This window comes from Paraburkholderia sediminicola (genome assembly GCF_046026855.1).
Taxonomy (GTDB): Bacteria; Pseudomonadota; Gammaproteobacteria; order Burkholderiales; family Burkholderiaceae; genus Paraburkholderia; species Paraburkholderia sediminicola_A.
The window spans coordinates 253,614-278,118 of sequence record NZ_JAQQET010000005.1 but is presented as its reverse complement, the minus strand read 5'-3'; the positions used below and the strand labels follow the sequence as shown (position 1 = coordinate 278,118).

Below are 24,505 nucleotides of genomic sequence, written 5' to 3'. Positions count from 1 at the left end.
ATAAAAAACACATGGCCAAGAAATTACGCGGACAACAACCCCGGTCGGCGCCGAGAGCGCTGGCGCTAGCTTCAGCTTTAGCGTTCTCCGCTTCAGCGCAAGCGGCCGACCCCGCGCTCAATGCGCTCGGGCAAGCGGGCGGCTTGGTGATTCCATACGCGTTTGCATTGCCCGAAGGGACAGTGGAGACGCAGTACAACAACTACATTGATCCGCGCTACGGAAAGAAAGCGACGGGCGCGCAGATGTATTGGGGAGCAGTGGGCTTGCTGCCTTATGTGGAGTTGTCCGGTGGACTTGCCAATTACCCGGCGAATGTCCCGGCTCCATTCAGCAATGCCGACCACTTTCTGTTCCGTCATCTGATGGGCGACGTCAAGTTCGAAGTGCCGAAGTTCTTCAAGTATCAGCCGAGCATTGCATTCGGTGTGACCGACATTGGCGGCCAGACGCATTTCTTCCGTTCGAAATACGGCGTGGTGTCGCAAGCGTTTGGACCGATGACATTGACGGCGGGTTACGGCCAGGGCGATCGCCTCGATGGTTTGTTCGGTGGCGCGCAAGTCTCGCTGTGGAACACAGGCTTGTCTCTGCTCGCGGAAGACGATTCGAAAACGCCTTATGCAGGCGTGCGTTATCAGTCTCCGCGGATTAGCTGGCTAGCTGATGCGAACGTGATCGGCACGTTCATGCGTTCGATCCGCTCGACGGATGGTGTGTCGCCGCGCACGTCTTTCTCGGTGGGCATTCAGATTCCGCTGGGCAAACGCTTTAGCGGTGCACGTTGTGCCGACGGATTGTGCGAGGGACCGCAAGTGCCCGCAGCCCAGACAGCGGACGCCGACGATGACGGCCTGATCCGTCTCGGCAGCCTGCAACCGGTGGACACGCGCACTGCCACGGGTAACGGCAACGCGTTGGCCGCGGCGCCGATTACGTATGTACCGCCGCTGCAGTCGTATGCGTCGGTGATGTTGAGTGATGTGATGGCGGCCAAATCGTCCGGAGCGCAGTCGCCTGCGATTCCGGAGGCGCTGGACACCTCCGCGCTTGACGAAATCGCTGCACAACTATTTGCGGCCGGCCTCGAGCGCGTGCGTGTCGGGATGAGCGGTCGCGATCTGGTGGTCGAGTACGAGAACCATCGCTACAACCAGAACGAAGCTGACGCACTCGGCATTGTGCTCGGTGTGGCGAGCGTAAATGCACCGCACGGCACGGACAAGATTCACGTGGTCATCAAGAAAGCCAATGAACCGTTAGGCGAAGTCATTGTCGATCGCGACGCATTTGAGCAGTTCGTTGAGGGCGGTGCGCCGGCGGCTGCAAGCGCCTCAATGACAATGCGCACGCGCCCGACATACGACGCGGACTCGATCGCATGGCATGGCAATGAACACACGCATGGACTGACGCGTATTCAGATTGAGCCGGTTGTCAGTTACCTGTACGGCACTGAGTACGGCAACTTCGATATCTCGCTCGGCGCCAACATTGAAGGGTTCGTGCCGCTTTGGCGTGGTGCGGAGTTGTACGCGAGTTATATCGCACCGCTCTACAACACAAAGAACATGGACGAAGGCCGCGTGTTTAGTGACTACCGCCTGCGCGGCGGCCTGAATGCGGTCGCATTGGCACAAAGCTTCTGGGTCATGCCGCAAGTATTCAATGTGGCATCGATCGGCAAGTTCGATTACTCGTACGTTGGTGTGCAAAACGAAACAACCGTGTTCGTGCCGGGGCGCCCCGATCTGATTCGTTTGCGGCTCGCCTATTTGCACCATGAACCGGGTCACGACGAACTGCCGAGTGAGAAGAATGCCGAGCTGACTTACCGCTGGGTGCAGCCGTCCTGGAAGCTGTGGATCGAAGCGGGCGTGGCGCGCTTTGTTGGTGGAGACAAGGGTCCGGTCGCGACGCTGACGCGCTGGTTCGACGACGTATCGGTGAGTGTGCATGGCGAGCATAGCGGGCAGGGAACGTTTGTGGGTGCCGCAATCAGCTTCCCGTTGACGTTGCGTCAGGGCATGAAGCCAGGGATCAGCCAGGTGTACGGCTCTGAACAGTTCGGGCTGGATTTCCGCACGCGAGTGGGATCGACCAATTACCTGTCGGCCAATGCGGCGGAGAACATGGCTTTCCCGTATAGCACGCAGCAGTACTTGTTGAATCAGGGCCGCTTTAGCGGCGAGTACTTCTCGACTCAGCTTTACCGGATGCGCGATGCGTATCTGCGTTACGGGCGACCAGGTAGTGACGGAACAAAGCCGAAGCCGCAAGTGAGCGTGCCTGCTGTATCGACGGGCGTCGCGCTTTCACATGGCGTCTGCGGAAGCGGTTTGCAGGGTGTAAGCGACGGACGGGCGTTGGTGCCGGTCAATTGTGAATGACTTTCTTTGGAGATAAGCGATGAAGCTTCTAAACGGCGCCACGCTGCGCGCGCTGCAATTCGGATCGATGGCTCTCGCAACCAGTGCGCTGGTCGCATGCGGTGGCGGAACCAGTAGTGGTGGCTCGCCAGTTGGGACGGTGAGCGGTACGGCGGCAGTTGGTGCGGCACTGGCCAACGCCAGTATCACGCTGGCGTGCAAGAACGGCTCGGGTAGCGCAACGGCCAATTCCAACGGTGCGTATTCGGCGACGTTCGCGTTTGACGGTCCTTGCACGATTACGGCGACCGGCGGCGCGATCACGATTCACTCGTTTGCAGCCGGCGCGGGTACGTTCAACGTGACGCCGCTGACGGAATTGCTGTTGGACTACATCGCAGGGCAATTGGGCACGACTGTTAGCGGGCTGCTCTCGGGGATCACTTCGAACGCGTCGTTTCAAAGTGCGCTGTCGAATAGCACGGTGATTGCGAATGCTGAGGCGGCGGTTGTGGCGCTGATCAAGAGCACGTATGGGATCACGCTTTCCTCTTCTTCGTTCCTGACGGTTTCGTTTACGCCCGGCGCGCCGGGTGCGGATGCGGATCTCGATACGTTGCTGAAGGCTGGGGCGATTACGAGTAATGGACAGCCGGCGGCTTCGTTGGCTGCGGCTGCGCAGGCGGCTGGGGCAGCGGCTCCGATTTCGAGCGGAAGCGGCGGGTCGACGGGTGGGACGGGGGGGACGGGGAAGTAATCGAGGTAGCGTCATCCGGCCTGAATCCTGAGTGGATACGATCATTCGACGGGTGGCAGCCACCCGTCGACGTGTACCGACAGAATGCAATTAAAAACACTGAAGTTAGCGGGTTGCGTTAGTACTAGCAATGCTGAAGAGGTCGTTCGGGAAGTTTGAAGAATTGATGGATATTGTTCTCGAACCTATTAGAGAGCAAGTTGTGAAAAATAGTTTATGAGGAAAATTACTTTCGTTTCAGAAGTTGCGACTTGGCCTTTTGTAAAGTCGCTTTGGACCAGGCGCAGTAAATTGATCCATTGTGGACATGAACGGCAACAAGATTGGAAGTAGATAGTCGCCGGTCGGTTGACTGTACTACGTAGATGGTTGTTGGGAATTTCAAAAAAATCAAAACTGGCACGAGGTAATGATGAGTTTTTCTGCGGCACGTATCAAAGGTGTTTTGTCACTGAATCAAGGCAGATCTGGCACCTTGCTTATGACAGTGGCAGTCCTCGCCTGCATGCTTCTGTCGGCATGTGCAGTCGCACCGGGTATGCGCATGCAGAAGCCGCCCAGTATTGCCGCGCAGAATGCCAGCGCCAGCGATGAGAACGCAAGTGTCGAAGCGGCAGTGCCAATGACGGATATCAACCTTGCACTTATAAACAAGCTGCGCCTTGATGCAGCCAAAGTAAGTGACGTCCAAACGCAGACTTTGTTCGACAGCTCTCCGGCGCCTTACCGGCTTGGACCGGGAGATGTGCTTCAGATCACGGTTTGGGATCACCCGGAATTGGTCACGGCGTTGGGGGGGCAGACGGCCGCCAACAACCGCCCCTCAGATCCAGCACAAGGATTCGTGATCGACAGTAATGGCGATGTCCAATTTCCTTATGTTGGCAGGATCCATCTTGCAAATATACGATTGGACGAAGCTCAGGATAGCTTGATAGAACATTTATCGAAGGTATTCGTAAAACCCCAGGTAACAGTGCGGATTGCGTCGTTTCGATCAAAGCAAGTTTACGTGGACGGGGAAGTGCACACTCCTGGACCACAGCCGATCAATGACATTCCCATGACTTTGCTCGAAGCTATCAGTCGTGCCGGCGGATTTACAGCCGCGGCGGATCAAAGTCGAATGATCTTGGTTCGGAGAGGGGTGTCATACACACTGGATCTTCCGAAAATGATGGATCGTCGCGAAAACGTGGCGAAGATTCTACTTAGAGACGGCGATCTGCTAAGGGTCGTCTCTCGGGACGACAACGGGTCATTCGTAATGGGCGAGGTCAATAAGCCGGTTACGGCGGTGCCAATGAAGAGCGGAAGACTAACCCTGAGCGATGCCTTGTCTCAAGCGGGGAGTTTGAATACGAATAGCGCAGATGCTGCGCAACTGTACGTCATTCGGGGATCACAAAATGGCGGCGTACCTGAGGTCTACCACCTCGATGCTCGCTCGCCTGTCGCAATGATTCTCGCTAATCAATTCGAGCTTCAACCAAAGGACATTGTGTACGCGGACGGCAACGGCTTAGTTCGCTTTAGCCGCGTGCTCAGCCTTCTCATGCCGGCAATCAATGCTGGACTTACTGCGGCGATAGTGACGAAATGATCGATAGCATTCTCGTGGTGTGCGAGGGCAATATCTGTAGGAGCCCGATGGCACAAGGTCTTCTTAAGAAATGGTTGCCCGACGCGACGATCTTGTCTGCGGGCTTAGGTGCATTAGTTGGACATGGTGCCGATCCAATTGCTATCGAATTACTAGCTGAGCGCGGCATCGATATCGGGGGCCACAAAGCAGCAAGTCTGAATCTTAGCCACGTACGCTCTGTGCAGTTGGTACTCGTTATGAACCAGATCCAACTGAAGCGGGTAGAGGCTACCTATCCGTTCGCTAAAGGGAAGGTATACCGCTTGGGAGAACATGACCGAACGGATGTAATCGATCCGTTTGGTCAGGGAAAAACCGTTTTTCAAGCTGCTTTGGCACAGATAGAGAACGGCGCGGATCGCTGGATTCAAGCTATCGATAGATTGGGAAAATAAAAAATATGGCCACCTTAAACCATGATCGACTTATAGAGTCATCGAACGATGCCGAGGTGCATCTTTCAGAGTATCTCACGGTCATCTTTGAAAACTGGAAGATGATAGCGGTGTTTACTATTGCCAGCGTTATCCTTGGTGGGGTGTATGCATTGATTGCCCGCCCAGTGTATCGCGCGGACGCGATGATACAAGTAGAGGATAGTGCCAATGCGGCTAACGACGCATTGGGTAATCTTGCATCAATTTTTGATACGAAGCAGACCGCCGCCGGGGAAATGGAGTTAATCAGGTCGCGGCTTGTGGTTACTCAAACTGTAAAGGATTTGCATCTCGATATCAGCGTCACTCCTCGCTATTTTCCAGTGATAGGCGCTGTTCTTGCTCGTCATGCAAATGGTGATGAATTGGCGCCTCCGCTCTTTGGCCTCAGCCGCTTCGCAACCGGCGGCGAGCAGATCAACGTGGTTCGCTTTGATGTTCCTCGAGCGCAGTATGGTGACAAGTTCACTTTGGTAGCACTAAAAAACGGACGATTCGCGTTGTTCAATCACGACGATGACCCTGTTCTCAACGGAGCAGTCGGAAAGCCAGTTAGTGGAGGCGGGCAGGTCAGCGCCGTGGAGATCGAAGTGGACAACTTGGTTGCGAGGGAAGGCACTCAGTTCGTTATAACACGTGAGTCGACGCTAGCTACGATTGACAGGCTGCAATCGGACCTTGTTATAAGCGAAAAAACTAAGTTATCCGGTGTAATTGGCGTGTCATTGGACGGTTACGACAGCGCAAGAACTGCGGACATTGTGAACGCCATTGCGCGCGCATACGTGCAGCAAAACGTCGATCGAAAGCAGACCGAAGCAGCGCATACGCTCACATTTCTGGATCAGCAGCTTCCGCAACTACGAAAGGAGCTGGATCAGGCAGAAGACAGGTACAACGCCTTTCGAAACAAGAATGGAACCGTAGATCTTAGTGAAGAGAGCCACATCCTCTTACAGCAGATCGTCGAAAGGAAAACCAAGCTCGCGGACTTGCGGCAACAACGCATAGAAATGGCTCAGCGTTTCACCGAAACGCATCCGGCGATTGTTGCACTTGATGGACAAATCGCTTCAATGGAGTCGGAGCAGGGTAGTTTGAACAAGCGCGTTTCAATGCTACCGGACACGGAACAAGCCGCATTGCGCTTGCTGCGAGACGTCCGCGTCGATACGGAGCTTTATACCAACTTCCTCAACAACGCGCAGCAGTTGAGAGTCGTTAAGGCAGGACAGGTCGGAAATGTACGCGTCGTGGACTACGCGGTCACGGCTGAGCTTCCCGTTAAACCAAAGAAAAAACTGGACGTTGCTCTTGCAGCAATTCTCGGTCTTGTGCTGGGAACGTTTTCTGCATTTCTCAGGAAAAATCTGTTTGGCGGTGTTGAATACAGCGAAGAGATCGAACAGGCGATCGGCCTGCCGGTCTACGCTGTTATCCCCCATAGCGATGCGCAGCAACGATTGCAATCCGTTTCGAGAAAAGCACGCAACCGCCGGTATGTACTGGCGACAAGCTCTCCAGAAGATGTCGCGATTGAAGGCATTCGGAGTCTGCGTACGGCGTTGGAGTTTGGTCTGCTGGATGCAAAGAACAACATTGTCGTCCTTACAGGACCTCGTCCTGAGGTGGGTAAGTCTTTTATGTCGGTCAATCTGGCCGCGGTGCTTGCGAGCGGGGGAAAGCGTGTCTTGCTGATCGACGCTGACATGCGCCGAGGCAGCGCACACGAATACTTCGGTGCATCGCGCCAGCCAGGCCTTTCCGACGTGGTTCGCGGCTTAGACATAACAAAGGCCATTGTTCCCGATGTACTGCCGGGCCTAGATTTGTTACCCAAGGGGAAGCTGCCTCCAAATCCTGCAGAGCTTTTAATGAGCGAACGATTCCGAGCACTATTTGATGAGCTTTCTGCGAAGTACGACCTGATCATAGTTGACACTCCCCCGGTCCTAGCGGTCACTGATTCAACTTTGATTGGCAAGCATGCGGGAACGACATTGTTGGTACTGCGGCACGCTCGCCATCCTTTGCCGGAAATTGCAGAGACCACGAAGCGATTGCGCAACAGCGGTGTGGTGGTTCGCGGAGTCTTAATGACGGACGTCCCGCAGCGAAGAATTGGCTCGGGTGCCTACTACTCTGGGTATTACGGTTACGCAAGTACGCAGGAGTAAACAATGGCAGCCGAACGCTCAAATGAAATCTGCAGTGCCGGAGTGAAGATGGAGAAGAGTCCCCTAGTATCGGTCTACATTCCTACAAAAAATAGGAAGGAGACACTCCGTCGAGCCCTGCGTTCCGTTGCCGACCAGGATTACGAGAATATCGAAATCGTCATCGTGGACGATGGATCGACCGATGGCACTCAAGAACTCGTCGAAACGTTTCTTAATAACCAACGCGGTTCGACTAGATCAGTTAAGTATTACAAGAACGACGTCTCGAATGGCGCATGTCAGGCAAGGAACAAGGCGATCGAAATCTCTACCGGTACTTACGTTACTGGGCTGGATGACGACGACTTTTTCGAGGGTTCTCGCATCAGCAGATTCGTTGCCGTTGCAAATCTCTTGACCTCTCACTCATGCTTGTTCACCGGGTATAGGTACCAGACGCTAAGACGGGGCGAAGACTTCCTTTTTAATTGGATTTCTGAAATTGATGAAGTCACGCATCGCCACATTCTGAAAAGAAATTGCCTAGGAAATCAGATATTTACAACTCGAGAGCGCATGCTTGAGATCGACTCGTTCGACAAGTTACTGCCAGCGTGGCAGGACTATGACATGTGGATTCGACTTATAAAGAAGTTCGGATCGGCGAAACGACTAGATAATTACTCATACTTTGTAGACACAGTTTCAGCGCCAGACCGTATTTCGGACAATCAACAGAAAATAAGAGCTGCGCACCGGATTTTCTTGAAAAAACATCCAGAGTATAACGGAGAAAAATTGGAGGCATTCTTAAGCGCAAGTTACATTTTCTATGGAAGTAAGTCAATTAATCCCATGGATTTTATGTCAATTCTTTTCGAAGACCGGAAATATGCGTACGAAGTGGCCAAACAAATGGCTAGAAATATTCTATTTAAATGAATTTAAAATAGGCGCGGATCTTTGATTTTTTAAGACTTTCTGAATTTATACGCGGCAGATTGAATTAATCGGCGCAAGCTTTCCACGGCCTTGGTAGCTTGAGCAGAAAATATAAAAAAGCTATGCGAGCCAGCTGATCGTCGGAATAAGATTTTTGCCTGTTCCGGATGATGCTGGTAAGACCAGATCAGTAAACTATCGGGGCGTTGCAGTTATGCGAATATTGCATGTGACAGAAGCAATAAAAGGAGGCATTGCGTCTTATTTGGACGAGGTCGCATCCTTTCAAAGATTTGAATCCGATGTTGAGCAAGTAAATTTTCTCCTCCCAGCAGGTTGGCGTACTGACATAAAATCGATTGTATCGGACGAGGTAATAGAGTTTCGTCCCGTCTCGCGCAACCGACTGAAAGACTGGAAGGATTATTGCCTTGCTCTAAAAGCAGCGATAGTCACAACGCGTCCCGATGTCGTTCATCTCCATAGCACGTTTCCCGGATTTATTGGTCGGCCTCTTCTTCGCATTCTTCGATTTAAGGGCGTAGTGATATATCAGCCGCACGGTTGGAGTTTTGAAATGGATGCTGCGAAGCCGTTGAGAGCTATCTATCTCAACGTCGAACGGCTGCTTCAACGGTGGTGCAGTAAAATTATTTGTTTAACGAACTACGAGTATGGCCTGGTATCAAAAAAGAGATTTATCCCGACGCGGCTGGCGGTAATCAGAACCGGTCTCAACGAACAGTGCCAGTCGGGCGAAGAAGACGAGATTAAGGTGGAAGGTAAATTAAAACTATTGTTCGTCGGGAGGATGGATCGTCAGAAGGGCGTTGATAATCTTCTGAAAGTGATGAGTGCCGTGCGCCGGAACGATATTGAATTGACGATTGTTGGGGCACCGAGTAAAAAATCGGCGGATTTCGAAATTCCGAAGAACGTTCAGTTGTTGGGATGGATTCCGCGTGAGAAGTTGGGCTTGCACTTTGGGTCATCAGACGCAGTGGTCATGCCGTCCCGATGGGAGGGATTACCGCTCGTCGCCTTAGAATCTTTTCGTGCTGGTACACCGGTTATTGCTAGTTCGATAGGCGCGCTGACGGAAATTGTTATTCCAGGAACATCGGGATTTACGATCGATTTTGAGGATCATGAGCGGGTCGTCGAGTTTTTTGAGAAATTGGATGGGCTCGTCCTTCGGGCATTAAGGCCAAGTTGCAAAAAATGGTTCCATCAGAATTTTCGATCCAGCGATATGAACAAAAAGATTATGAATATTTATAGGAGCGAGCTTTCAATGATAGGCGCAGGCGCGAATGAACCTGTGCTGCTGTAGAAGCGAAATGCGTATGACGTTGTCAATGAGGGGCAAGTGATGGCGGATCGGATCTGGCGGGCAACTCTATTTTTCGTCTTATTAAATGAGGTTGCAGCGGGGGCAGCGAGATATTTCCTCGGCAATATTGGCGCGGGGCAGCTCGTTTATTTGCCTAAGATTTTAATGGCGATATACATTTTCTTTTCGCTGCTGACTTGTTTTGATGTGGTAGCACTGTTCATAGCGTGTGCCTTCGCGTTGGCTGCATTCGTTGGGGTGGTGAATGGGGTGACGATTCCGGCGATTGCATTTCAACTGTGGATTATGCTGCCTTTGGTATTTGCTTTGCTAGTGCCTAAAAATCTTGCGATATACGAACCTCCCTACGAGAGAAGTCGAACAATTGCGATTCTATTTTTTGCGGCCGTGACTGGGGTCGTTGCAAACTATTTTGTCGAGCTTCCTTGGATAGACAGTGCCTTTGACGTCGGCAACTATTCCGTAGAGGCAAGCAAGCTGTCCTATGCGGGAGACTCGGTTCGTTTAGCCGGTTTAGGCAGAACAAGCGCTTCGACCGGACTTATCCTTGGAGTACTGGCTGTCTGGCTAATTTGCCGCGCTCGTTCCTGGATGATGAAATGGATTTATCTTGGAACCGCTACGCTAGCACTAGCGCTGACGACCAACAAGACGTCCATTTTGGCCCTGCTGATCGTGACGTTTGTCCATTCGTTCGCGAGTAATACCGTAGCGTCAAGGGTGCGTAGGGTAGCGTTTGCCCTCCAACTTTTTGTCCCTGCGGTTTCGGTGGCAGCGGCTGACTACATTACGAATCAACCAACGGCATATAGTGTTTATTCGTCTTTGCTGGATCGGATCGTAGCAACATGGCCAGACATCCTCACTGGTCTTTATAAAAATTCGGATCTATTGCTAGGTCGAGGGTTGGGAGGATTTGGCTCGGCGACCGACTACTTCAGCGCGGGCACCACTTTCAACACAGAGTACGCTGACAATATAGCTCTCTACGTTATGGCGACCTGTGGAATCGTGGGATTGGTCTTCTATATTTTTTCGTTTTTCAAGATTGAGCTGCGGTGTCGGTTCCTGCTCAAATCTGAAGCGAGCATGATACTTTTTTTGATTTTAAGCGGAATTACAACGGATCTTCCCGAGTCGGTACCCTGCCAAATTGCGCTCGGAATATCTGTCATGTCAGTCGTGCGTGGATTGAATCGCGATATTCGGAGGACTCGTGGCTAAGATGAAAATATTAATTAGTTGCCTCGCATCCATGCTGCTTTGCTTTTCGCCTATACAACGCGCTGCCGAGCAGGATGTTCTAGTAGGCCTCGATGACGCCGGGAATGGGTCGTTGCCCGGCCCAGACATGCCGCTTGACGACTTCGTGCGGTCACGCAAAACAACCGGCGTTTGTTTGCACGATATTGGAGATGACCAGTTATTAACAAAGGCACAGGAAGCTGGATTTTCGTTTGTTCGGACAGACTTGTTTTGGGAGGCGGTCCAACATGGCGATAATTTTAATTTCGAAAAATTCAACGATCTTCTTCGCAGATTGGAAGCCCGTCAAATGGGCGCATTGTTCATTCTCGGATATAAGCATCAGGAATTCAGTCCGGCAGCTCCGACTAGTCCACGTGAAATAGAAGCTTTTTCAAAATACGTAAATCGGGCGATAGCGGATTTGCACGCTAGCGACGTCAATTTTGAACTTTGGAACGAGCCGAACACCAGGGAGGGCTGGCTTCAACCGCCGAACGCAAAGGAATATGGCGAGTTGGCAGTGCAAACATTGAAGAGTGTCGAACAAATACGCGCGGAAACAAAAATTTCTTCCGGAGGAGTCTCTACTATAGATTGGGGATATCTCGCACAACTCTCGAAAGCAGTAGATCTGAATAAGTTTGACGCGATTAGCGTTCATCCTTATAGACAGGCGGATCCCGAAAGTGTTTTGGCAGACTATGCGTTGCTGCGGACCCGCCTGAAGGAAGCTGGAATAACTCGTCCGGAGTTATGGGATTCGGAATGGGGATATCCGTCTTTCGGTTATCAATTTGTTAGTCGCTGGAGCGATGGACGATCCCAAGGTGCTAGAAATGCACAGGCGGTCTATGTCGTGAGACGGTTGCTGGCCGATTGGATTGCGGGCGTCAATCTAACAGCACTCTACGAACTGAGGGATGATACGGCGAACGGTCAAAGCCGTGAAAGTAACTTTGGTTTGTTGAATAGTGATGACACTCCAAAACCCGCCTTCGTGGCAGTAAAAGAATTGATGAAACGCACTGCGGTGGTAACGCACGCGAGGATTTGGATAAGCAAGGACAAGAGAATATCTATTCTAGCTCTTAAATCACCCGGCGCGATTTCATTCGTGGCTTGGTCTCGCGACGGCCTGTTCTCGCTACGCGTGCCGGCTCCCGGGAAGAATCGATCTCTCTACGTGGGAGATTTATTCGGAAAAGATCTCGCCAAAGAAAATGCCCGTGACGCGCAGATTTTTAAAATAAGCGCGGGCGGTGGTCCGGTATACGTTACGTATTCTGAAATTCCGCACTAGTGTGTTGAGTCTAGGTCCATGTTGTCCTGGACGGAAATGGAATTTGTGAATCTTTACGATCTACGCGAAAAATGGATGAATTGGCAATTTATTGTGATACGAGTGTTTTTAGCGGCCACGAAATTATGCTGACTCGCATGATTGAAGGGCTGATGGAAAGCACGCCCGGAGCAGTGGTGTTGTTGATATTTTCGCGCAATAATTCTGAGCTTATGCAGTTTGCCGAATGCATGACTATGCGCTACAAAAGTGTGACTTCCAAAACGTTAAGTTTTGATGCGGAAAAAATCAACAGGCGTCCTTGGGATTTCTTGCATGCTGTCCGTGAAATATTGATGATCCTCCGTTCACGTAATTCGCGCAAGATATTGATCGCTCAGGGGGATATTACCTCTGCGAAAGCGGGATTGCTAGCATCGAAGCTATTGCGAATACACACAGTGAGCTATATACCTCTGGTGGATGACGTTAGCCCGACAGAGGGGAATCTTCGCAGTTTGTTTAAATCATTTCTACGTAAAAAATTATATTATCTGCCTAGTGAATTTATTACGCTAAGCACGTTTTTGAGAAAAAGAATATTGAAACTGAGGCCCTCGGTAGCCGTTCGGGTCCTCGAAAATTATATTGACTGTTGTAATTTGGCGTCTTCAGATGAATTGGATCGGATGGCAGCCAGGGGTAGATTGGGGGTAAGCACGAGCAAAAAATTTGTTGTTAGTCAGATTGGGCGGATCAATTATCCACAAAAGCGTCAGAATTTTCTTGTTGAAACCGTAAGAGCCAATCAGGATAAATTCGAAGACTTTATTTTTCTATTCGTGGGTGATGGGCCGGATCGTAAAGTGCTTGAGAAAACAATTGATGAAGACAAATTTCTGCAATCCCACATGTTGTCACTTGGACATTGCTCGGATGTTTGGCAGATATTACGTGCGAGTGATCTCGTCGTTCTGCCCTCAGCGTACGAAGGTGTTCCATTAGTATTGCTCGAGTCAATTTTTGCTGATCGACCTGTTCTTGCCGGTAATGTATCGGGGTTATCGGAGTATCTACCTTCTGAGTTACTTTTTGATCCTGACAATTCTATTGAATTCGCGAATAAGATTCGGTCATGCGTGAAGATGGACGTGACGGAAATTAAGCAATCCTTTAAGGGGCGGTTTTCCCGGTCCGTTTTTGTCGAACAGGTTAAAAATCTCCTGGTATGTTAATTTAAATCGGAAATCGGTATATGAAAAACGTCGCCATTAACGGGCGCTTTGCGAGCCAGAGAGTTACAGGCGTGCAGCGTGTTGCTCGGGAGTTGTTGAGGGAAATTGGACGCGGGCGCGGAGGGGCGCCGGTGGAAGTAATTTTGCCTGCGGACGGAGAGATCATGAAAATAGACGGTGTTCGTTCGCAGAGATCATGGGGGGGGCGAGGGGTTTTTTGGGAGCAGTTGATACTACCTTGGCTTTGCACTAATAGCACGTTGATAAATTTTTCTAACTCTGCCCCGATTTTTAAGCGGAGGCAGATTGTGATTTTGCACGATGCTGCAGTCTTCGATATGCCGGAGCATTTTTCGCTGCTGTTTAGAATGTGGTATCGATTGATGTTTCGGACGTTGATGAGAACGTCAAAAAAGGTTTTCACGGTCTCTTACTTTTCGAGAGACCGATTATCGATACATCTCGGCGTAGATCCATCGGCGATACATGTCATGCATTTAGGATGCGATCACATTGATCGGCTCGTAGCAGACAATGAGATTTTGGCGCAGCATTCTTTGGTGCGAGATCAATACGTCTTGGCCGTGAGCAGCATTAATCCGACAAAGAATTTTGCGCGGCTGGTGGAAGCTTTCTCCAACCTCGGTAGTGATCCTTTGATGAAGCTGGTAATCGTTGGCGGCACTAACGAAGCCGTGTTCAGTGCGGCAAGGTCGTCGGATATCGGCAATGCCGCCAACGTCATCCACGTTGGATATGTGTCGGATCAAAAGGTCAAAGCACTCTATCAGAACGCGGCCTGTTTTGCATTTCCTTCGGTTTATGAAGGTTTCGGTATTCCCCCTTTAGAAGCTATGCGTTGCCGCTGTCCTGTTTTGGCTGCGCGAGCGGCTTCCCTCCCGGAAGTGTGCGGCGATGCTGTCGTATATTGCGATCCGTATTCGGTGGATGATATCCGCCAGCGATTGTCTGAGATATTGGGAGATGCTGACCTTCGGGAGCAACTGAGGGAAAAAGGCTTTGCTAGAACCAAGAAGTTTGTTTGGTCGGAAAGCGTTAGGACGTTTTTGAAACAAGTCGCGCTAAATTGATACCCATAATGGATACTGAATTGACATTCCGGCGGGCTCCACTATTGAGCGTCGTGATAGCAGCATTTAATGTTGCGCCTTTCATAGAGAGGTGCCTTCGATCGGTGTTTACGCAAGCTGAGAGTTGGGCGTTTGAGGTCGTGGTGGTAGATGATGGCTCAACGGACTCGACTCTCGAGATAATTAAATTGACCGCGGATTACTATCCAGCGGTCACGTGCAAAATAATTACACAGATCAATCAAGGTTTGAGCGACGCGAGAAACATTGGCGTCACCCATGCAGTGGGTCCATATATTGTTTTTTTAGATGGGGACGATTCATGGTCTCCGTCGTTCGTGCAGGAAGTGTTGCCGGCACTCTGCGACGAACAGGCCGATATCATTGAATTTGACGCGGCAATAGTGGATGAATCGGACGGCTTTATTGGGCGCCTGGATATTTGCCCCAAAAGTGCCAACGGGTTTCGCGAGATAACAGAAGCAGCGCGGGAAGACTTCGCACGCCGTTTTCATAATTTTGCTTGGGCGCGAATTTTCAGAAGCAATTTGGTGAAAAATATTCGTTTTCCGACACGAAGGCATTACGAAGATGCTGCGACAGTCCCAAGTTTAATGCTACTAGCGAAAACAATTTTCTACGTACCGGTGTCGCTGCTTAACTATCGAAGGAGGACAGACAGCATAACGCAATGTTTTAAAAAGAAGGATGTTTTAGATTTGTGTCTCTCGTTGGATGATATTCTTGGTGCGTCAGATAAATTCGATATGGATAGGAAATATTGGATTTTGATATTTGATGGAATTTTGAGTAGAGCTTGTTTTGTCACATCCCATCTTTCGGGTAGCGAGGCCATTGCGGCAAAAAAGGAAATTGTCAAAAAAATAGTTCAGTTGCATGATGGCCAGGCGATTTTGGCTTCGTTAAAAATATGCCAAATATTATTTTTTATAAGATTTGAATCTGATAAAAATAGATTGAAGAAATTTTTAAAGACAGTGATATTCGGTCGGGGAATATTCGTTATGTTTGATCAAAAAAAACGGCAGCGAGGCCAATTATAGTGGCAGCAATGCTGATTAGATGGCAGTTGAATTATCTCATCCAGGTTACCACGGCAATCTATACGGACTGTGAAAAACGGTTGATTGAGGCGGCAACGAAGAACTGACGGCATGTGAAGTTGAAAGGCCCGGGGTAGGATAGATATTAAGTGTGTCGGATATTTCGATATTGTTACTCGACTTGTTGGACGATTGTGGACCCTTGTCGGGAGTAGACCTCGAATTCGACTCTTTTGTTCGGCTCGTGGCAGATGTGGTAGTTAGCGATTCGCCGACGGTAGGATATTGGTCCCTTGCGCTTTGGTACTGGGACGTCTGCGCGTCATCCAATGTTGCGGGACCGCCTAATAATGCAGATAAAGCGGGCTCGCTTGGGAAGTTTTTTTCCTGGCTGTTTGAGTGGTGTGGCGCCACAGGGCTGCTGGAAGGTTGCTTCATCCGGAGCGCGCTGTCTGTGGCGTTATTGAGTTGTGCATGGCTCGCTCGGGAAGAGGCTGCTATTACAAGCACGACGGCGATAAATTGGGAATTTTTCATAGTAGAAAGGTATGCAAGTGAGTCTTTTGGAAATCCGTCGATGTTTCACTATCCTCGCTAGTTTTGCGCGAAAAGTCTATAGACGTCTGTTGCCGTCCTCGCTGGACCTTGTGGATATCGAAGACATATTTTTTCGCAAGTGTGGTGTGGGTGAAACTGTAAGCCAAAGGGACTCTTCTTGTGGGGAGGCTATGTGTGTTGAGTCGGGCCGGCGTCGAACTTGATGCGCTCCACGGACCCGGGATGAAATCAATGAGCAGGGACTATGCACTCCACCGAATGAGAATTAATCGTAGACGTATTGGAACACGAGAATAGTGAAAGTATTTAAATGTATGCCTTGGGACCATGGCGGTGAAGAATGATGTCAAAAGGATTTCTGGGTGTGAGTCACATCATGAACGCCGGTAAAAATTCGGCGTCTGTGACGCTGCTTGAAAAAAACTCGGTCCAGCTGGTGATCGGGCGAGCGATAAGCGGGGGCTTTAATGCAATCTCCGGGCGTTGTATTGCGCTGTCGGACGTGCGGTACGCAACTATAGAGACGTGCGAACTGCGGAGTTACCGCGTGTCAGTGCGTGTCTCTGCATGCGACGTCACGAAGTTTGCCGTAGCGCCAGTAAGAACTCGGGTCGATTATCGACCTGACCTGGACGTTTTACTTCGAGCGTGGTCGGGAAGAGGGCGTAGATAATGTCAGAAATCAACCGTAATCTGCGTCGAAGCGTCTCCATCAACATGGTTGGACGCTACTCGAATATCGGTATTCAATTGGTAGTGACTGCATTGCTGGCTCGAACGCTGACGCCTCAGGATTTTGGCCTCATGGCGGTAGTGAGCGTCATCGCAGTTTTTCTCTCGTTTGTAAGCGAGATGGGATTGGGTCCGGCGATCATTCAATTCGAGGGGCTAGAGTCAAGACAACTGGCTGGCTTGTTCTGGATGACCGTCGCGGTAGGCACAACTGCAGGATTAGTATTAGCGTTTAGCGGTCCGCTGATTGCGAGCGTTTACGCGAAGGGCGTTTACGTGCAGATTGCGCACGGCTTGGGTTTGAATGTTGCGCTTTCTTGCTGGGCGATAGTTCCGCTAGCCTTGCTACGACGACGTCAGCGGTTTTCGACCATTGCTGGAATCGAGATAGGGTCCGCCGGTCTGTCGGGTGCGTGCGCTGTTTATTCGGCTCTTCGCGGAAGCGGGGTGGAAGCGTTGGTAGTAAAAAGCACTGCCAATGCTCTGTCTATGTTCGTGCTGTGTATGGTGTGGGCAAGACCACCGATGATATCGCCTTCGGTGCGGGGCATGAAACATGTAATGTCTTACTCTGCATACCAATTCATGTTCAATTTAGTAAACTATTTCACGCGAAATCTTGACAAACTGCTAATAGGAAAATTTTTGGGTAGTGCTCAGTTGGGTTTGTATGACATGTCTTACCGGCTCATGCTGATGCCCGTTGCTAACCTGACTCACGTGGTAACCCCAGCTATTCAACCCGTATATGCAGCCCATGGAAATAATTCAGACATTATATTTCTGTCATATCAAAAACTCATTCGTGTTCTATTGATCGGAGGGGGGCTTATGGGTTTAGTTGGAATCACATGTTCCCCGGAGATCATCACGCTAGCTTACGGCGCGAAATGGGTCCGAGCAATACCCGTGTTCTCAATTTTGAGTGTATCAATCGTGGTGCAGGTTGTGCTCTCATCGACCGGATCCGTATTTCAGGCGTTAGGCAAGACCAAGGAGTTGTTCAAGTGCGGTATGTTTTCAACGACGACGACCGTTACCGCAATTGGCTTCGGCGTCTACACGGCCGATCTACTATTGCTTTCGTGGTTACTGGTTCTGAGCTTCTTTGTCAACGCGCTGCAGGGATTCCATATGCTAGCCCGAGAAGGGTTTGGGCGCTCGGTTGTTGAACTCTTTCGGCCCGCTGGCTGGCTTATCCTTGGGATTGTGATCCTTGGTGGGATCGCAATTGCAGCGCAGGACTATCTCTATTCTTTGCCTGGAAATGCATTCGTTCGTCTCGCGACCAAACTTTTGGTAGTAGGTACGATGTACTTCGGATTGATTTTCGTGACCGGCGACGCCGCTTTTTTGCGGCGGGCGTTGGCAGTGCGGACGCGCCGGGTTGCTATATAAGGCGCGGTATCGTGGTGTGCAACAATTTCTTATTGAGGATAGTCATGCCACTATTTTCTGTAATCGTACCGATATACAACGTCCGGCAGTACGTTGCCGACGCGCTGAAGAGCGTTGCGGAACAATCGTTCATAGATTTCGAGGCCATCGTTGTTGATGACGGCTCGACCGATGGCAGTGGCGAGATCGCAGAGGCTTTCTGCTTGAGCGATTCTCGATTTAAATACGTTCGCCAGGAAAACGGCGGTGCGTCTGTCGCTCGCAACGTCGGTACTTCAATGGCAGGAGGGGCGTTTATCTATTACATGGACGGCGACGATCTGTTGGTGGAGGACGCATTGGAAGTGTGCTCTAGTGAATTGAGTGCCCACGAGGCGGATATTGTCCTTTTTTGCGCGGATGTTTTCCCGACAGATGCTCCTGCATATGAACGCTATCGCGAATACTATCGACGTCCGCAAATAAAATCTCCTCTTTCGTCGGACGAATTTGTAATCGAATCGCTGAAGCAGAATCGATACTTCGTGTCTCCATGCTGTTTCGTTGCGCGACGTTTCGTAATAGGAGCGCAGCGTTTTATCGAAGGCGTCATCTACGAAGACAATCACTTCTTCGCGGCGTTGATGTTAAATAAAAAATTGAAAGTTGCAGTTTCGAGTCGTAGTCTATTCTTGCGACGACTACGCCCGAATTCGGTTATGTCGTCAGAGCGAAGCATGAGGAACTACGAGAGCCTTTACCGGCTAGTACGGGAAATGTCGGCGTTGAGTTTCGTTGCCGTGGAGTCAGCGTCCCGTGCGCGCGTTAAGGCTGACCTTATCGGAGGCATGTTGCGGGAACTGCATTTTACTAGTGCGATACTGGGAGCTGGGTTAGACGTGCGCCTCAAGAATCTTAAGTCGATATGGCATGTCGCTAGGCGCGTAGATGTTCGATTATTGACAATAAAACGCTTGCTATTCGCGTTATTTCCGGAACTGTATCTGCTTCGGAACAAACGCTGATCTACCGCTTGGATCCGGGGTGTGTGGGGCGATTTGAGTGTCCCTGCTATGGCTCTGGAGCAAAACGGGGAAGGACAAATCTCAGGAATAGCAGTCTGAAACCTCAATCTAGAATCCTCCACCTATGTCAATGCCAAAAGTAAGCATTTTGCTGCCGATCTACAATGTCGAACCGTACGTTGAAGATTGCCTCGTGTCCCTTTTGTCACAGACCTGCACAGACTTTGAGATCATTGCCGTCGATGACCGCAGCCCGGACCGATCTGGCGAGATTGTGAGCCGCGTTTTGAAGTCCCAGGACAAAGTGGCATGGAAGCTAATAACGAATAAAAGCAATCAGGGGCTTGCTGAAACGCGCCGAATTGCGGCCATGGAGGCTATCGGTGACTATGTGCTGTGCGTCGACAGTGACGATTACGTTCATCCGCGTCTGATAGGACGGGTCATTGAGGAGGCGGTTGAGCATAATGCCGATGTGGTGATTTTCGCGGCAACCAACGTCAATCCCGATGATACGGTAAATTATCAGATCGACAGCGAAGACAATGTGATAACTGGGGTCGAGGCGGTCGAGAGAATCATGGATCTTTCGTTGCAGGCGTACTGTTGGAACAAGCTTGTGCGGCGCTCGATCTTCGTCGGAGTCCACCATCCGAGCGGGCTCATTTACGAAGACTTATGCGTGTCGGTGCAGACCTTGGGGAGATCCAATACTGTGAGATTGATACCCGACCACCTGTATTTCTATGTTTTGCGCGAAGGTGGCATTTCGACCCGGTTCAATCCAAAAATTCTCGATCTTGTCACGATAATGGACCTTGTGGAGAAGACCACGGCGTCTCTCCCGATCGCGAACTGGAGTCGGCGTTTTTTCAGGCTGAAATACATCTATGGATTTCGAACGATTGCCTTCCAGGTGGCGATGAGAGCACCCACATACCAACTGGCTAGCCCAATCCTGCGAACGGTTTCCGAAAGATTGCGGCTTCAGCATCTTTATCATATGTATGTTGACAGTCGTCCGAGATTGACGTTCGTGATGTGCCTGCTCAAAATCCATCCGAGAATCTTTTACAGCTTTGTACGGCGCTTCGGGGAACGGTAAAATCTCCGTAACGCGCACTCGACTTATCTGGCGCTGGCGGCGAGAGTGGAAATAGCAGACGAGGTTGTTTTTATAGGACGATTTATTGAACGGAGAGGATCTCTACATTTGAAGGTCCGCTCTCAATGTAAGTATCGCCGCAACAACGTCTTGACAGCATCGGGCCGCGCGTGGAGACCGCAACTTTGATTGATCGACGTAGATGTTGCAGGTCGTCCCGCGAGTCGCTGATGCCCAGACCAGTTCCATGCAGTTTACGCACGAGAAAATCTGTTACGACCTTTGTGGGGCGCTTACGGTGAGTCTCGCGTGGTAAGAAGAGATGTGCGGCGATTTTCTTGGGCGCATTGCTTACATGTACGGCGCAATCATCGGCAAGCCGCCCGTCCGCCCTCTAAACTTTCCCCCCCCTCTCCGCCTCAAACCGATCCAACTCCCCAAGCAGATGCCTGATTTGAAACGTTTGCAGTGCGGTCAGCGGGAACTCATCCTGTATGCGCTGTAATCGTTTGCGCCAATAAGCCGGCGGCAGCACAGGTTCACCCCGAAAGGCGCGCAGCGACGGCGCCATCACACGCGCGACGTGCGCGATGTCTTCATCCATGGTCATGCAAGAACCCCGAAAGACCTCGATGTTTAGCTTTTATTTTTATGTGCGCGCTCTTTGGTGAGAATCGGTTCTTAGTAGCTGCGCAAACGTCGACGCCAATAGTAAGAAATCAGAATCACCAGGTCAAGGTATCTTACCGAATTTCGTATGAACGGCGATTCGAATTTGCCTTGATTTCAGGGCTATTTCGATCGCGGAAGCATTTCAAGGCGTAGCTTTTCTAGCCTTCAATGATGATGCCTCTGCCCGCAAGATCGCATCAGAACGACTCATGTGAAACGGCGCAAGTGAGTGTCTCCCAACCTGAAGACGCAGGCGGAAAAACAAAGAACGAGTGGACGTGGGGTGGCCCGGCAACGTGAGGTCATGCGTTGAGCGCATCACTATCATGGCGAAAGAGCCGTTTGAGTTGGCGAACCAAAGCAGCAGTTCTCTACAAAGTTCGTCCGGCAGACGCAGTACAAAGGTAGCAATACAAACGCCTGCAAGGGTGGAGCCAATGAGGGCACGTCTGACAGCACAAAGACAGGCAAAACGCCTACCTATCCCGCACCTCATCCGACAACCGTAGTCTCGTCATTTTTTCCACGGCGACGAGACTCAACGTCAAGCTCTTCACTCTCGATCGGTGTTTAACGGATGGAATCGTTCAAGCGTTCAACATGCTGCATCGCAGCGAGCGAAGGTGTCGATTCAGGTAGCAATGTAAAGATTCGTTATAATTCGCGCGATTAACCCGTCCGGCGATCGTCCCAAAAAACGGATGGTTTAAATTGCTTCTGCCGTCAGACAAGACGGTGCAGGTTTGACAGCCTGTTGAGATGAACCGCACTATCTGCGAAAGTGGGTAGTGCTCAGCTATGCGTGCCATTTCAATGGGCGGGCGCTAGTGAGGGGGCCGCAAGGCCCGCCGGTTTGGTTCATCTCCCGGTCTGTCAACCTTGCTACGTGCCCGCTCACCCCATCTGTCTAGCGAGTGTCGGGCGATCCAAGGAAGCAACCGGGAATCGCACCATGAGCAAATCCGTCGAAACCTCACCCCTCCAGCAACCGCACAACGTTGACGCTCACGCGAGGGTCAAACGCATCGCGAGCGCCGCTGCCGATTTGAGCGAGAGACATGCAGCACAGTTCGCCAATCTCGCCGCGTTGGCGAGAACCTTGCAAACGGTCATGCTGGCGAGCAAAGTCAAGTTGGACGACTATGCGCAGTTAGCGCGAGCCCTCGTCGACTGTGCTGAACAGTACAAGGAGCAGGCGGATCTGGAAGACATCGCATTTTCAATCATCGCAACCGACAGTCAATTCCTGCTTGACGATGAAGCGCGTGCTGCCGTGCTCGGAAACCGCCCGCGCAGAGTCGAAGTCACAGACGAAACAGCCGATCACGAAGTAACACTGGTGAAAAAAGTGAAAGTCGTCAGAAGATCCAACGCTAGGCTACGTGAGCAAACACTTGCGAAAACTGCCGAGCCAATAACAGTCACCGCGCACTGAGACATACTAGAGGCATCGGGGCCGAAGCCCAAACCCCAAACCCGACGCCGTTAAAGCGCATTCCCCCGCGGCGGAAGCGCATCAGCTTGCGCCGCGCCTCCACCTGCCACGACCTCCGCTTCCGGATAACTGATCCGCACCGGCGGCACGAACCACGCGAGGCACAACCCGATCAACGCGGCCGCACCCGCCATCAGAATACCGATATGAATCGACTGCACGAGCGCATCGCGTGCGGAATTCATCATCGCATCGCCCGCATGTCCCGCGCTCACCAAACGATTAATCAACGCGGCCTGTTCCGCGCGATCCACCAGCAGTTCGGGGCTCGCAAACGATTTGAACCACTGCGTCGCCTGATACGAAGCAAGCGAGCGATGCACACCCTGCGTGTAGAGATGCCCGAGCAACGCACCGGTCATTACCGTGCCCAGCATCCCACCAAAAGTACGCAGCGATTGCAGCAGCGCCGTCGCCGCACCGAGCTGATCACGCTCGACGATCTGCTGCGAACAGACCGTCAGACTGGTCGCCACCAGACCGAGCCCGAGACCGCTGATACCCATGCACGACATCCACACGAGATGCGGCTCGGTGCCTCTCAGTACGATCACGCTCAGACACGCCAGCGCGGACAGCGCGAAACCGACATACATGATGCCGTTCGCGCGACGAATCCGTGTGACGATGCGATTGTTCACCACGCTGCCTACAGTCGTGCCGAGCAGCAGCGGCGTGATCAGCATGCCCGAGTCGTGCGCAGACATCGCATAGCCGCCCTGAAACAGCAGCGGCACATAAAACACCAGCGAAAACAGCGCGAATCCGCCGAGCACCGACATTGCGAAGAGCGCGGAGAGCTTACGATCCATCAGCATATCCACCGGAACAATCGGATACGCGATGCGCCGCTCCCATAGCCACAAAATCAGCGCACAACTTAGCGCCACGACGGCCAGCACGATTGTTAGCGTGTCGACGCCGTGCTTTGGAAACAATTCGATCAGCAATTGCAGCGCGCCGAACGTGACCGCGAGCACGAACGCGCCGAGCCAGTCGAGCCGCACAGGGCCCTTGCGCCGCAGGTGATGCAGCGGAGGCAAGAAGCGCTGCACGAACAGCAGCGACACGAGGCCGACCGGCACGTTGACAAAGAACACCAACCGCCAGCCGCCGTATTGTGTGAGCACGCCTCCGAGTGTCGGTCCGACCATATTGGCGACACCGAACGCAGACGTAACGAACACCAGCCAGCGCAGCCGCAGCTTCGGATTGGGGAACAGATCGGCGACGGTGGCGAACACCGTGCCGATCAGAATGCCGCCGCCGATCCCTTGCAGGCCGCGCGAAATTACTAGCAACAGCATGCTGGTGGCGAACCCGCACAATACCGACGCACCGGTAAACAACAGAATCGCGGCGATCAGAAATGGCTTGCGGCCGAACAGATCGCCCAGCCGCCCGAAGATCGGAATCGTGATCACCGAAGCCAGCATGTACGACGTCGCGACCCATGCGTACAGATCGAAGCCCTTCAGATCGGCGACGATACGTGGCAGTGCCGTGCCGACAATCGTCTGATCGAGGGCCACCAGCATCGAGACGAAGGCAATGCCCAGCATCGCCAGCAGCGACTCGCGAAACGGCAGCAATTGTCCGCTGGGTAGAGGTGTGTCGAGCGCTGGCGTCATGGCACGATGCATTTCATTGCGTGTCTCCAGTTTGCATCATAAGCGAGTGCGCGGCGGCCAACGTCGCTGCGTGCGGACATTCGCCAGGTCAACCGAACAAAGCGCCCGCCATCGGGAAAGCGTGCCCGCCGCGTTTGTTTCCAATTGCAGGCATCTCGCGCGTCCTACAAGAGGGACCTTTTAATACGGCCGTCGAAGATGTCAGTGTCGATCTGGTTCGAAGCGCGCCATGCAGGGTGCCGGCACGACCGGCACGCATGCGGATGGCAAGCGGGTCAAGCGCATAGGCATCAAACGCAAACGGCACGCGCGTTAAGCGCGTGCCGTTGC

18 protein-coding genes are annotated in these 24,505 nt (G+C 51.7%); 16 read left to right on the top strand and 2 right to left on the bottom strand.

Annotated elements, in window-relative coordinates:
* Positions 1 to 11 precede the first annotated feature (11 nt).
* The 15 genes from PQR40_RS07990 to PQR40_RS07920 all read left to right on the top strand — a co-directional run bounded on the left by PQR40_RS07990 (position 12) and on the right by PQR40_RS07920 (position 20,377).
* Positions 12 to 2,390, top strand: a complete 2,379-nt coding sequence (locus PQR40_RS07990) for a YjbH domain-containing protein (protein WP_408508730.1) — start codon at positions 12 to 14, stop codon at positions 2,388 to 2,390.
* Between the two features lie 19 nt (positions 2,391 to 2,409).
* Positions 2,410 to 3,126: a carboxypeptidase regulatory-like domain-containing protein gene (locus PQR40_RS07985; protein WP_408508729.1), complete on the top strand. Its 717-nt coding sequence runs from the start codon at positions 2,410 to 2,412 to the stop codon at positions 3,124 to 3,126.
* A 409-nt stretch (positions 3,127 to 3,535) separates the two neighbouring features.
* Positions 3,536 to 4,729, top strand: coding sequence for a polysaccharide biosynthesis/export family protein (locus tag PQR40_RS07980; protein WP_408508728.1), 1,194 nt, complete (start codon positions 3,536 to 3,538; stop codon positions 4,727 to 4,729).
* Positions 4,726 to 5,166 carry a low molecular weight protein-tyrosine-phosphatase gene (locus PQR40_RS07975; RefSeq protein ID WP_408508727.1) on the top strand — a complete coding sequence of 147 codons (441 nt, stop codon included), beginning with the start codon at positions 4,726 to 4,728 and terminating at the stop codon, positions 5,164 to 5,166. Before PQR40_RS07980 ends, PQR40_RS07975 begins: the two co-directional genes overlap by 4 nt.
* 5 nt (positions 5,167 to 5,171) lie before the next feature.
* Positions 5,172 to 7,385 (top strand): succinoglycan biosynthesis protein ExoP, encoded by a 2,214-nt coding sequence (locus tag PQR40_RS07970; protein WP_408508726.1) that lies wholly within the window; start codon positions 5,172 to 5,174, stop codon positions 7,383 to 7,385.
* Positions 7,386 to 7,388: 3 nt separating this feature from the next.
* Positions 7,389 to 8,309 (top strand): glycosyltransferase, encoded by a 921-nt coding sequence (locus tag PQR40_RS07965; protein ID WP_408508725.1) that lies wholly within the window; start codon positions 7,389 to 7,391, stop codon positions 8,307 to 8,309.
* A gap of 154 nt (positions 8,310 to 8,463) precedes the next feature.
* Entirely contained in the window at positions 8,464 to 9,642 is a 1,179-nt protein-coding gene (locus PQR40_RS07960) for a glycosyltransferase (protein WP_408508724.1), read from the top strand.
* Positions 9,643 to 9,681: 39 nt separating this feature from the next.
* Positions 9,682 to 10,887 carry a hypothetical protein gene (locus PQR40_RS07955; RefSeq protein WP_408508723.1) on the top strand — a complete coding sequence of 402 codons (1,206 nt, stop codon included), beginning with the start codon at positions 9,682 to 9,684 and terminating at the stop codon, positions 10,885 to 10,887.
* A gap of 1 nt (position 10,888) precedes the next feature.
* Positions 10,889 to 12,211: a GH39 family glycosyl hydrolase gene (locus tag PQR40_RS07950; protein WP_408508747.1), complete on the top strand. Its 1,323-nt coding sequence runs from the start codon at positions 10,889 to 10,891 to the stop codon at positions 12,209 to 12,211.
* Between the two features lie 71 nt (positions 12,212 to 12,282).
* Positions 12,283 to 13,425, top strand: a complete 1,143-nt coding sequence (locus tag PQR40_RS07945; protein ID WP_408508722.1) for a glycosyltransferase — start codon at positions 12,283 to 12,285, stop codon at positions 13,423 to 13,425.
* Between the two features lie 20 nt (positions 13,426 to 13,445).
* Positions 13,446 to 14,516 (top strand): glycosyltransferase family 4 protein, encoded by a 1,071-nt coding sequence (locus tag PQR40_RS07940; protein WP_408508721.1) that lies wholly within the window; start codon positions 13,446 to 13,448, stop codon positions 14,514 to 14,516.
* Positions 14,517 to 14,524: 8 nt separating this feature from the next.
* A complete protein-coding gene (locus tag PQR40_RS07935; protein ID WP_408508720.1) occupies positions 14,525 to 15,580 on the top strand; it encodes a glycosyltransferase family 2 protein in 1,056 nt (351 codons plus the stop codon).
* Between the two features lie 1,230 nt (positions 15,581 to 16,810).
* Positions 16,811 to 18,268 (top strand): lipopolysaccharide biosynthesis protein, encoded by a 1,458-nt coding sequence (locus tag PQR40_RS07930; protein ID WP_408508719.1) that lies wholly within the window; start codon positions 16,811 to 16,813, stop codon positions 18,266 to 18,268.
* 44 nt (positions 18,269 to 18,312) lie between these two features.
* Positions 18,313 to 19,272 (top strand): glycosyltransferase family 2 protein, encoded by a 960-nt coding sequence (locus PQR40_RS07925; RefSeq protein ID WP_408508718.1) that lies wholly within the window; start codon positions 18,313 to 18,315, stop codon positions 19,270 to 19,272.
* A 124-nt stretch (positions 19,273 to 19,396) separates the two neighbouring features.
* A complete protein-coding gene (locus PQR40_RS07920) occupies positions 19,397 to 20,377 on the top strand; it encodes a glycosyltransferase family 2 protein (RefSeq protein WP_408508717.1) in 981 nt (326 codons plus the stop codon).
* Positions 20,378 to 20,771: 394 nt separating this feature from the next.
* On the opposite strand, the gene PQR40_RS07915 is transcribed toward PQR40_RS07920, so the two are convergent.
* Positions 20,772 to 20,987: a hypothetical protein gene (locus tag PQR40_RS07915; protein WP_408508716.1), complete on the bottom strand. Its 216-nt coding sequence runs from the start codon at positions 20,985 to 20,987 to the stop codon at positions 20,772 to 20,774.
* Between the two features lie 1,014 nt (positions 20,988 to 22,001).
* Here PQR40_RS07915 and PQR40_RS07910 point away from each other — a divergent pair.
* Positions 22,002 to 22,484: a hypothetical protein gene (locus tag PQR40_RS07910; protein WP_408233282.1), complete on the top strand. Its 483-nt coding sequence runs from the start codon at positions 22,002 to 22,004 to the stop codon at positions 22,482 to 22,484.
* A 50-nt stretch (positions 22,485 to 22,534) separates the two neighbouring features.
* On the opposite strand, the gene PQR40_RS07905 is transcribed toward PQR40_RS07910, so the two are convergent.
* The gene (locus PQR40_RS07905; RefSeq protein WP_408508715.1) at positions 22,535 to 24,187 is read right to left on the bottom strand and encodes an MFS transporter; all 1,653 of its coding nucleotides are present in this window, start codon (positions 24,185 to 24,187) and stop codon (positions 22,535 to 22,537) included.
* Positions 24,188 to 24,505: the final 318 nt, after the last annotated feature.

Excerpts from the sequence above, each read along its gene's own strand:
- PQR40_RS07990 (WP_408508730.1), top strand. The coding sequence starts at position 12 with ATGGCCAAGAAATTACGCGGACAACAACCCCGGTCGGCGCCGAGAGCG.
- PQR40_RS07985 (WP_408508729.1), top strand. The coding sequence starts at position 2,410 with ATGAAGCTTCTAAACGGCGCCACGCTGCGCGCGCTGCAATTCGGATCG.
- PQR40_RS07980 (WP_408508728.1), top strand. The coding sequence starts at position 3,536 with ATGATGAGTTTTTCTGCGGCACGTATCAAAGGTGTTTTGTCACTGAAT.
- PQR40_RS07975 (WP_408508727.1), top strand. The coding sequence starts at position 4,726 with ATGATCGATAGCATTCTCGTGGTGTGCGAGGGCAATATCTGTAGGAGC.
- PQR40_RS07970 (WP_408508726.1), top strand. The coding sequence starts at position 5,172 with ATGGCCACCTTAAACCATGATCGACTTATAGAGTCATCGAACGATGCC.
- PQR40_RS07965 (WP_408508725.1), top strand. The coding sequence starts at position 7,389 with ATGGCAGCCGAACGCTCAAATGAAATCTGCAGTGCCGGAGTGAAGATG.
- PQR40_RS07955 (WP_408508723.1), top strand. The coding sequence starts at position 9,682 with ATGGCGGATCGGATCTGGCGGGCAACTCTATTTTTCGTCTTATTAAAT.
- PQR40_RS07950 (WP_408508747.1), top strand. The coding sequence starts at position 10,889 with ATGAAAATATTAATTAGTTGCCTCGCATCCATGCTGCTTTGCTTTTCG.
- PQR40_RS07945 (WP_408508722.1), top strand. The coding sequence starts at position 12,283 with ATGGATGAATTGGCAATTTATTGTGATACGAGTGTTTTTAGCGGCCAC.
- PQR40_RS07940 (WP_408508721.1), top strand. The coding sequence starts at position 13,446 with ATGAAAAACGTCGCCATTAACGGGCGCTTTGCGAGCCAGAGAGTTACA.
- PQR40_RS07935 (WP_408508720.1), top strand. The coding sequence starts at position 14,525 with ATGGATACTGAATTGACATTCCGGCGGGCTCCACTATTGAGCGTCGTG.
- PQR40_RS07930 (WP_408508719.1), top strand. The coding sequence starts at position 16,811 with ATGTCAGAAATCAACCGTAATCTGCGTCGAAGCGTCTCCATCAACATG.
- PQR40_RS07925 (WP_408508718.1), top strand. The coding sequence starts at position 18,313 with ATGCCACTATTTTCTGTAATCGTACCGATATACAACGTCCGGCAGTAC.
- PQR40_RS07920 (WP_408508717.1), top strand. The coding sequence starts at position 19,397 with ATGTCAATGCCAAAAGTAAGCATTTTGCTGCCGATCTACAATGTCGAA.
- PQR40_RS07915 (WP_408508716.1), bottom strand. The coding sequence starts at position 20,987 with ATGACCATGGATGAAGACATCGCGCACGTCGCGCGTGTGATGGCGCCG.
- PQR40_RS07910 (WP_408233282.1), top strand. The coding sequence starts at position 22,002 with ATGAGCAAATCCGTCGAAACCTCACCCCTCCAGCAACCGCACAACGTT.
- PQR40_RS07905 (WP_408508715.1), bottom strand. The coding sequence starts at position 24,187 with ATGCATCGTGCCATGACGCCAGCGCTCGACACACCTCTACCCAGCGGA.